Raw genomic sequence first — 9,163 nt, 5'->3', positions numbered from 1 at the left:
GCTCCGTACATCCGACGGGGATGGCCATGGACCTGAGGCGCACCAACAACCGCGCCTGTCGATCCTGGATGGAGAGCGTGCTCCTGGGCCTCGAGCGGGCGGGTGTGCTGGAGGCAACGTACGAGCGGAATCCGCCACACTTCCACGTGGCGCTCTTTCCCAGCCAGTATGCGAGGTACGTCGAGCGACGTGCGTCGGCGGACGCCTTGGCATCGAGCCAGGAGTACCGGGTCCGCTCCGGGGACTCGCTGTGGTCGATCGCCCGTCGCAGCGGAACCAGCGTCCCGGAATTGCGGGCGCTCAACGATCTCCGGAGCAGCCAGATTTATCCGGGCCAGGTGCTCGCGCTTCCGAGCCCCCGCTGAGCGGTCACACGGCCGCGCTCTTCACACATCGGAGACGGCCCGGCCGGCCGCTCCTCAGCCCTCCCCCGCCAATCGAAGTCCCGTAGGAGCCGCCGGTGGGATCACATCGGCCGGGGGATCCGTCGTCGCGAACACCTCCGGGCTGCGTTCCCCCTCGACCCCACGATCGTCGACGCTGGAGACGGCATATCCATACTCGGTATCGGGTGAGAGCCCGGTGTCACCGAACGCCGTGGAGACGACGAGACCCATGGGCTGCCCTTCCCGGTAGACCCGGTAGCCCTCGATCGGGCGAGAGTCGGGCCCGGGCTCGGGAGGATCCCAGTCCAGGTCGATCTGGCTCGGGCCCACGGGAGTCGCCGCCAGGTTCAGGGGCGGAGGCGGTCCCGGCTCCGTGAGCGTGGTAGCCGAGGCCGGCTTGCTCGGGTCGCTCTCCCGTCCGGACAGATCGATCGCGGACACCGTGTACTCGTACTCCGTGTCCGGCTCCAGCCCCACATCGGCAAAGCTCGTGGAATCCGAGGTCCCCACCTCCGTGCCATCCCGAAAGACCCGATAGAACCCGATGCCCGCTTCGCTCTCTGCGGCGGACCAGGTCAGGTCGATGCGGCGTGGACCCGCGGCCCTCGCTTCCAACGCAGTGGGTGCCTCGGGACCGGGCAACGCGTCCGTGGTCACCTGAACCGGATCGCTCCATGGACCCTCATCGCCGTCGTCATCCACGGCACTGATCCGGTACTCGTAGGTGGTCTCGGGCTGCAGGCCTTCATCCCGGTAGTCGCTTCGCCTCGGCTCGGCCACGACGTTTCCGTCTCGGTACACCCGGTAGAACTCGGTCCGACTGACACGCCTCCAGTCGAGCTCGACGAATCGGCTGCCGACCTTCTCCACCTTCAGGTCCCTGGGCTTGTCAGGGGCGAAAGCCGCGGAGGGTCGGGCCACGGCGGCGGCCGTGAGGAGAAGCAGACCGAGGATGACGGATCGGGCCCGAACGATCGGCCTCATGGACCCACCTCCACGACCAGCGGCTCCGACAGCTCGCTTTCGTTTCCGAGGTCATCCACGGCCGTCACCGCAAAGACGTACTCGCCCGCCGCCAGTCCCTGCAGCGAGGCACGGCTCGCCATGCCCACGTCGATCTCGGGCTCGAAGGCGGGCGCGCCGATCTCCCGGTAGTAGAGGCGAAAGGAAGCTAGGTCCCCGAGAGGTCGGCCGAGCGCGTCCTCCGTGGGCGCGTCCCACTCGAGAGTCACGGTGTAGGTATCGGTTGGATGGGTCGGTACCGACCCCGGACCGTCCGGAGCGCAGGCTGTGAGAAGCGTCGCAGACGTCACGGCGCTCAGTGCCAGAAGGAGCGCCCGCGTGTGGCGAGCGCACCACAAGAGCCCCGATTGTCGAGTATTCGATGCCACAGTCGTGCCGCCCATAGCTAGACGAATGGCCCGTAGTTACGGTCTGGACCGGATCCGGGCTGCCTCCAAACTCCTGGATGAGGCGCAAGCTCCCTGCCAGCGCGGACACGGCTCGCTCGGGGTGAAACCAGCGGTAACGGAGGAGCCCCACCGGCGGAGCGCCGGTGGGGTACATGGGTTCTGCAGGAACGCCCGGACGTCAGGGAACCAGTCGGGTGGCGCTGGTCCCTTCGAAGAGCTCGCCCGCGAACGTCTGCCCGGTCAGGGTCAGCTGCGAGGTGCCGGGTTGCAGATCACCGTTCTCGGCCAGTTCGCGAGTCCTGAACTGCAGCACGAGGTCCTCGTCGCCATCGCCGTCCACGTCTCGCAGTCGCATCATCTGCGTGCCGTTCATCCGGAGGGCAATTCCGGCCTCGGGAGCCTCGGCGTCGCCCAGGCTCACGGTTCCGGGATCCACTTCCGACGAGTCGAAGTCCGAGGCCTCGCCATCGGCGACGGAGGTCGAGTACACGACCACCGTGATGACTCCCCAGCTTCGTGGATTGATCGGCCGGGGCGAAGGCCCTCTTGCCGGCTTCACTCCGATGAGCACGTTCTGAACCGCGGCGGCGCATGCAGGATCGTATTCGACCACGTAGCCGGGCGTGCGCTCCAGCTTCGCGAGATCATTCCAGGTCCCGGAGCCATCGTCCCACAGGTGAGCCGCTTCCTCACCGGTCTCGGGCCACACCACCCGGTAATCGTTCGGTTCGTTCTTGGCGACGTTCCAGTTGGTAAACTCGAAGGGCTCACCGCTGACCCAGGTCCAACCGCCGGCTGGCTCCTCGCTGCCCGGCGGCTGCCAGGCACCGATCCAGTACCCGCGGCTGCCCGGAGGCAACGCCTCGCTCAGGTTCGCCACGATGAAGTCGTTCTCTTCCCGGGACGTGATGCTGACCAGGTATCCGGCGCACCCTCCCAGCGTGAGCGCCGCAGCTGCATCCCTGGAATCGACCCAGTTGATCCCGGCGCTCGTGGGCGCCGCGATCGCATCGTATGCGTGACCGTTCGTTTCCCATATGAGGGGCGTCCCGCCCAGGACCTCCGCATCCATGGTCAGGAGAACGGGCTGCTCGGTCCCCAGAGGCTCACTGTCGCAGGCCGAGAGGATCGCGATCGAAAGGCCCAGGGCTGCCATCGCACGTCGGGACATTGAGACCACCTTGCTGGCGTTGCGCTTCGGCTCGAGTGCCTCGAGGCCGGGACGATGGAATCCACCAGGTCCCGGTCCGGGTGCGAGCGTGTTCCGGTGGCCCGACGGGCACGCGTCGTACCATTCGCTGCGCCACGGTCCGATGCTCACGTAAGTATCTGTGGATGAGCAGAATAGTGGCTTTGCAGATTGCGATGTGGCGCGGCTGCCACGTACGTGCGGTGCACCGGGAGAGAAGAGATTGCAGAGCTGCCCAGTAATCGTGCCACCGGTCAGAAACCGGGCAGGATCTGAGTTACGCGCCCCGATGAACGACACGCGGACGGTGCGTGTTTTGACTAGGACGGCAAGATTCGCAACCGGGAGGCACCGATGAAGCGATGGACTGCAGCCGCTCTGCTGGGAAGCGTGACCCTGGTAGCGGGTTGTGTTTCCCTCCCCGTGTCCGCCACGGTCGTTCACCGACCCGGCCAGAAGGTCACGGCCGAGGCCTCGAAGCTGAACCCGCTGTGGCTCTCGCCCTTACCCGAGAGTACGTCGGCTGACCTCATCAGCGACCTGCTGGAGCAGTGCGGCGGCAAGGGTCTGACCGGCGTCACGATCGGCACCAAGACTGCCTGGGTGCTCATCGGCCAGCAGGAGAAGATCGTGGCGACGGCGTACTGTGCGGAGTAGTCGAAGGAAGAGCACGGAGCCACGGTGAACTGGACCGCGATCGGAGCCATCGGCGAGTTCCTTGGAGCCGCCGGCGTCATCACGACGCTCGTCTATCTGGCCCGGGAGGTGCGCCAGAACACCCGGGCGACACGACTGGCCACGTCGAGATCGATCGCGGCCGCGGCTCGTGACTGGAACCGGCCCCTGCTCCTCGATCCCGAACTCGCCTGGACGTTTCAGGTGGGCACGGAGGATCCCGGCCAACTGGACGAGAAGGAGCAGGCCCGGTTCATCGAACTCTGCTTCTCTCTCCTTCGCATGTTCGAAGACGCTCACTACCAGTATCACAGCGGTGCGGTCGACCCCGAGGTGTGGAAGGGCTACGAGCGCCTGTACGCAGCTTACGCCAAGGCCCCCGGTTTCCAGGCCTACTGGAAGGAGAGGAAGCAAACGTTCCGGCCCGAGTTCCGCGAGTTCATCGACTCGTACGGAGATCCGGGTATCGGAACGTGGGGAGCGCTGAAGAAGAGAGGACGCTATCTGGGCAACGACCTCGGGCAGGCCGATACGTCCGAGACGGTCTAGGCCTCCTCCGGCGGCTCCTCCGCCGTACGGGAGACCTGCCGATAACGCAGGGCGGACATTTCGATCCCCTCCTCCGCCAGCTTCAAGCGCACCAGGCGCCGGAGCTCGGAGTAGAAGGGCCACCAGTCCTCGGACTTCACCCAGCCCCACACTTTGATCTCGACCCCCGACTCGTCGAGGTTGCTGACCCACACGTACGGAGCCGGATTGGCGAGCACTCGCGGCTCTTCGCGGAGGAGCTGTTCGAGAACCTGAAGGGCCTTCTGAAGATCGGCCTCGTACGCGATGCGGGCCACGCATTCGACGCGCCGGCGTTCCTCGACGGTCCAGTTCTCGATGGCCGAGCCCCAGATGTTGCGGTTCGGAATGATCAGCCGGCGGCCGTCGAAACGCATGACGGTCGTGGTCCAGAGCCCCATGGCCCGCACGGTCCCGATGACCCCCGCGACATCCACGATATCATCGAGGTCGTACGGCCGGTTCGCGAGGATCGCGAACCCCGCGAACAGGTTCGAAATCGAGTCCTGGAGCGCGAAGCCGACCACGAGGCCGGCGATTCCGAGCCCCGCCAGCAGCGTCGTGGTCTGTACCCCGATGAACGTGAGGCCCGCGATCAGTCCGAGCAGGGAGGACACGGGTCTCAGCGTCCTGCCGATCAGATCCCGGACCAGTCTCGAGCCCTTTCTGGGTCGGACGGCCACGACGAGTCGCCAGAAGAGGCCGAACGTCACGCGGAAGAGCACGATGAAGAAGATGACGATGAACGCCCGGACGAACGCGGTGCCGGCGTTGTGTCGCAGGAACTGCCACGTATCCGACGCGAAATCCCGGGCCAACCGACTCAGGACGCCCCGGTCCAGGACCTCGCCGGTGACCTCGCCGGTCGTCCGGATCAGGACCTCTTCGTACTCCGTCGTGTCATACCCGCGCCGATCGAGAATCTCGATCACGGTACTCATGGAGCCCGCGATGCCCTCGATTCGGAGCTCGAGCGCCGCCAGCCTCAGGCGCAGGCCGGCGATCTCCGAGTCGGGCGAGTCCGTCCCCTCCTCGAGGCCGATCTGCTCCTCGAGAGCATCTCTCTGGGCGGCGACCAGATGCAGCTGGCCGGTCGACGTCTCGGCGATGTTGTGCAGCCGATGCTCGAACGTCCGCCATCGGTCGTCGAGTCCCAGCTGCATCTCTCCCGCGACGCTCAGCGCCAGCGCCTCGTATCGGATCAATGAGTCCGCCCACGTACGCGTCTGCCGGATGTGCGCCTCGAGGTTGCCGATCTCCTCCGGCGTCGCACGGTTCCGTTCACGTCTGAAGCGCTCGTAATCCCGATCGAGGTAGGCGAGGCCATTCTCGATGAGCGCGATGTGCGCCGCGATGTAATCCCGCAGCTCCGAGCGTATGGAGTCGACGGCAAGGCTACCCGGAGCCGCCTCGCTCATGAGGGTCGCCATCTCCTCCAGCGCTTCCTGCCTCACGGAGAACTGCTCGACCACGAGAACCCGGAGAAGCTCCACATCGGCGTCCGGGTCGGTGAACTCGATGGACTGGAGGAGGGCGACGCTGTCGACCGTCGATTGCAGCGTGTCCATGATCGCTCGGGCAAGGCCGGCCACGCGGGAGAGCGTGTCCCCGGGTGCCGGACTCTCAGCGACGGCGCCGGGTGACGCCGGGTCCGGCTGCTGAGCGACGATGGGTGTCGCTCCGGTCAGCAGGAGCCACAGGACCGTGGCGACTGGCAACACCCGCCGGAAACTACCGAGTGCCGAGGAGACGTTCATAGATGGTGAATATAGCATCGCCGGACGGGGAACGCGGCCCCGCGGGGATCCGGACCCGGGCTGCCGCCATTGACAATATATGTTATAACATGTATTGTGATCACATGAGTCCGAAACTGAGCACGGAGATCCGGAGCACGAGAGGGTTCGCGAGCACCGAGGAGGAAGTGTCCCTCAACCTCCTCCGAACCGCAGCGCTGCTGGAGCATGCGGTGGCTGAGCGGCTGAAGCCGCACGGCCTCACCCCGACGCAGTACAACGTGTTGAGAATTCTCCGGGGAGCAGGCGAAGAGGGGCTGTGCCGAAACGAAGTGGGAGAGCGGATGCTCAAGGCGGTTCCGGATGTGACCCGGCTCCTGGACCGATTGGTGGACGCCGGGCTCGTGGGCCGGGATCGGAACGAAGACGATCGGCGCTACGTGACCGCCCGAATCACCGCCGGCGGCCTGGAGAAGCTGGCGGCTCTGGATGAACCGGTCACCCGAATGCACGAGGAGCTGCTCGGTCACATGGACGAGAGTGACCTCCGCAAGCTCGCAGATTTGCTGGAAGAAGCGCGGGATCGGATGGTGTGAGGAAGGGGCTCCCGGGGAATGGAGCCGGCTGTTTTTTTTCGCCAATTGCGTGTTGCAACAATTAGTGTGAACACAACCATGAGGAGGTTCAGATGACGACGATGACCGCGGTGGAATCCGGTACGACGACCTGGAACATCGACGCTCAGCACAGCGAGATCGGTTTCGAGATCAAGCACATGATGTTCGCCCGGGTCAGGGGCCGGTTCGAAGAGGTGGAAGGCAGGGTGGTCCTCGGCCCCGAGGGATCGATCGGGGAGTCGAGCGTGGAGGCCGTCATTCAGGCCGCCAGCATCGATACCGGCCAGGCACAGCGGGACGAGCACCTGCGCTCGGGCGACTTCTTCGACGTGGCGAGCTTCCCCACCCTGTCGTTTCGGAGCACCTCCGTTCGGCCGCGCGGGGAAGGCGAGCTTCTGGTCCTTGGTGACCTGACGATTCACGGGGTCACTCGGGAAGTCGAGCTGCCGGTCGTGGAGACGGGACGGGGCGTCGACCCCTGGGGCCAGGAGAGGATCGGCTTCTCTGCCGAGACGACGATCGACCGGCGGGACTTCGGGCTCACCTGGAATCAGGCGCTCGAGGCCGGCGGCGTGCTCGTCGGCAGTGAGGTGAAGATCGTGCTGGAGATCCAGGCGATCCGACAGATCGACTGACGGATCCCCGGTCAAGTTCGAGCGGAGGGCCGCGCCTTCACGGGCGGCCCTCTCGCCCACAGAGTGCTCGTCCCGCCTCAGAAGTAGACGATGATACCCCACACGCCGAGAACCACGCCTCCAACCGCGATCACGTCGCCCGCAGTGCCTCCGATCAAGAGCCCTCCGACGACGGCCGCCGCTCCACCGATCATCAGCCCGAGGCCGGTCGCGGATCCCTTCGCAGCAGCCGGAAGTGGTGTCGTGTCATCCACTCGACTCGTCTCCTCACTCAGGGCAGAGTCGGTGGTCGGGGGAGCCAGCCGCCCCGCGGATTCGTACGAGAGCCTCAGGGTCGCCAGAACGGGCCCGGAATCCGGAGCCGCCTGCAAGTCTTCTGTCGGCTGACTGGCTGCGAGGGGCTCATGCCCGGGAGAGTCAGCGGGTGACCCCTGGGCCTCTGCGGCCATGGGAGTCATCGCCAGCACGAGCACACCGGCCAGGAACGTCAGACTCAGCTTTTCGAACATGGTCCTCTCCGTCACAGTGGTGGGCAGGGACCGACACAACGCGTCTGGCAGGGGGGGGAGGTGCCAGACAAGTTGTAAGCTAGCAGGGAGTTGCGATATCGACAACAGGCGAGCCAGCCGTTGCCAGGCCCGTCACCGCCCGTCAGAGGAAGAGACGCAGCACCATGTACGGTGTGAGATTGAACAACACCCACAGCAGTTTGAAGTACGCCATGACCCGGTAGTGAACGTCCGGTACGCTCTCTTCGCTGACCCGGAACCACTTCGCTTGCGTCCGTTGCATCCAGCTGCCGCCCGCCGCGATGAAGGCCCACCAGATCAGGAACACCACAAGGTTGACCAGCGTGCACCAGGCGAGGAACGAGGTGAAGAAGTCGACGTTCATGACACCTCCTCGGAAGGGTAACAGGGGCGACAGGAAGCTAGGCTGAGGCGTCCGCTCGAGGAAGTGACCAATGCCCGACGCAGCTGCCCCCAGACCGGCTCCTTGGTCAATCTGACCACGACACCGTCGGAAGCCCGAAGTGTGCGTGGCTGTTGTGGGACCGGTAGATTCCAGAAGCTGACTTCCATCCCGGAGGTGTGATGCACGCCCTCGACCTGACGGACCCGATGAGCGCACCTCCGGCCCGGGGGGGCTTCGACCGCCTCTTCCTTCAGTTGATCCGCGACCCGCGGGACCTTCCCTTCGCCCGCGTGCAGGTTCTGAATCTCGTCGTCCTGCTCGGCCTCGTGACCTGGCTGTACGTCGACTTTCGGTGGTGGAACGCCCTCTTGTTCGTGGCCTGGTACGGGTATCAGCTCGGACCCTACACGCTGATGCTCCACAACATCTGCCACAGGAAGTACTTCCGGAAGGAGTTCGGTTGGCTGGACTGGCCGTTCATCGCGATCCTGGGCATGCCGTTCGGCCATATGCCCGGCGTCTACTTCGCTCACCACGTCGGAATGCACCACCCGGAGAACAACCTCGACGAGGATTTGAGCTCCACCATGCACCTGCAACGCGACAGCGCATGGGACTTCTTCTTCCATTACCTGGGGAGGTTCCTGGTCCTGGGCGGCCGGGATCTCTCCCGGTACCTGCGTAGCCACAACCGGAAGAAGATCCTCAATCGCTGGCGCATGGGGACGGCGATCTGGTTCGTCGTGGTGGCCGCCCTGGCCCTGGTGAACTGGAAGGCCACGCTGCTCGTCTTCGGGTTCACCCTGGTCGTCACGCGCACGGCCATGATGTCGGGGAACTGGGCGCAGCACGCGTTTGTCGATGCGTCGCAACCGGGGAACTGCTACGTGAACAGCATCACGTGCATCAACTCGGGCTACAACCGCCGTTGCTTCAACGACGGCTACCACATCAGCCACCACTGGAAGCCGGCGCGCCACTGGACGGAGCACCCGGCGGAGCTGCGTGACCATCTCCAGGCCTACGCGGAG

Annotated in this window: 12 protein-coding genes; 6 read left to right on the top strand and 6 right to left on the bottom strand. The window is 65.4% G+C overall.

The annotated features are described in order from the left end of the window. Positions 1-365 (top strand): LysM peptidoglycan-binding domain-containing protein (locus tag AC36XV_RS13335; RefSeq protein ID WP_492204180.1); only part of this gene is annotated, 365 nt, incomplete at its 5' end. 54 nt (positions 366-419) lie between these two features. Here AC36XV_RS13335 and AC36XV_RS13330 read toward each other — a convergent pair. From AC36XV_RS13330 to AC36XV_RS13320, 3 genes are all read right to left on the bottom strand, one after another. Then, entirely contained in the window at positions 420-1,370 is a 951-nt protein-coding gene (locus tag AC36XV_RS13330) for a fibronectin type III domain-containing protein (RefSeq protein WP_492204179.1), read from the bottom strand. Further along, on the bottom strand, positions 1,367-1,618 hold the full coding sequence (locus AC36XV_RS13325) for a hypothetical protein (RefSeq protein WP_492204178.1): 252 nt from the start codon (positions 1,616-1,618) through the stop codon (positions 1,367-1,369). Before AC36XV_RS13325 ends, AC36XV_RS13330 begins: the two co-directional genes overlap by 4 nt. Before the next feature lie 358 nt (positions 1,619-1,976). After that, positions 1,977-2,969 (bottom strand): lectin-like protein, encoded by a 993-nt coding sequence (locus AC36XV_RS13320; RefSeq protein ID WP_492204177.1) that lies wholly within the window; start codon positions 2,967-2,969, stop codon positions 1,977-1,979. Between the two features lie 372 nt (positions 2,970-3,341). Here AC36XV_RS13320 and AC36XV_RS13315 point away from each other — a divergent pair, with 372 nt between their 5' ends. Both AC36XV_RS13315 and AC36XV_RS13310 read left to right on the top strand, forming a co-directional pair. Beyond that, positions 3,342-3,644 carry a hypothetical protein gene (locus tag AC36XV_RS13315; protein WP_492204176.1) on the top strand — a complete coding sequence of 101 codons (303 nt, stop codon included), beginning with the start codon at positions 3,342-3,344 and terminating at the stop codon, positions 3,642-3,644. 24 nt (positions 3,645-3,668) lie between these two features. After that, positions 3,669-4,211, top strand: coding sequence for a hypothetical protein (locus AC36XV_RS13310; protein ID WP_492204175.1), 543 nt, complete (start codon positions 3,669-3,671; stop codon positions 4,209-4,211). Here the strand turns inward: AC36XV_RS13310 and AC36XV_RS13305 are convergent. Continuing rightward, complete coding sequence (locus tag AC36XV_RS13305) at positions 4,208-5,950, bottom strand: mechanosensitive ion channel family protein (RefSeq protein WP_492204174.1); 1,743 nt, start codon at positions 5,948-5,950, stop codon at positions 4,208-4,210. The two genes, AC36XV_RS13310 and AC36XV_RS13305, sit on opposite strands and share 4 nt — an antisense overlap. A 140-nt stretch (positions 5,951-6,090) precedes the next feature. Here AC36XV_RS13305 and AC36XV_RS13300 point away from each other — a divergent pair, with 140 nt between their 5' ends. Further along, on the top strand, positions 6,091-6,561 hold the full coding sequence (locus AC36XV_RS13300; protein WP_492204173.1) for a MarR family winged helix-turn-helix transcriptional regulator: 471 nt from the start codon (positions 6,091-6,093) through the stop codon (positions 6,559-6,561). Between the two features lie 92 nt (positions 6,562-6,653). Continuing rightward, positions 6,654-7,217 carry a YceI family protein gene (locus AC36XV_RS13295; RefSeq protein ID WP_492204172.1) on the top strand — a complete coding sequence of 188 codons (564 nt, stop codon included), beginning with the start codon at positions 6,654-6,656 and terminating at the stop codon, positions 7,215-7,217. A gap of 77 nt (positions 7,218-7,294) precedes the next feature. Here AC36XV_RS13295 and AC36XV_RS13290 read toward each other — a convergent pair whose 3' ends face one another. Together AC36XV_RS13290 and AC36XV_RS13285 are read right to left on the bottom strand one after the other, a co-directional pair. Continuing rightward, on the bottom strand, positions 7,295-7,726 hold the full coding sequence (locus AC36XV_RS13290) for a hypothetical protein (RefSeq protein WP_492204171.1): 432 nt from the start codon (positions 7,724-7,726) through the stop codon (positions 7,295-7,297). A gap of 142 nt (positions 7,727-7,868) precedes the next feature. Continuing rightward, positions 7,869-8,111 carry a DUF6868 family protein gene (locus AC36XV_RS13285; RefSeq protein ID WP_492204170.1) on the bottom strand — a complete coding sequence of 81 codons (243 nt, stop codon included), beginning with the start codon at positions 8,109-8,111 and terminating at the stop codon, positions 7,869-7,871. A 200-nt stretch (positions 8,112-8,311) separates the two neighbouring features. Here AC36XV_RS13285 and AC36XV_RS13280 point away from each other — a divergent pair. Continuing rightward, positions 8,312-9,163 (top strand): fatty acid desaturase family protein (locus AC36XV_RS13280; protein ID WP_492204169.1); only part of this gene is annotated, 852 nt, incomplete at its 3' end.

The organism is Candidatus Benthicola sp. (genome assembly GCF_058719085.1).
Note: the sequence above shows the minus strand (reverse complement) of the source record. Positions and strands in the feature narration are given on the sequence as shown.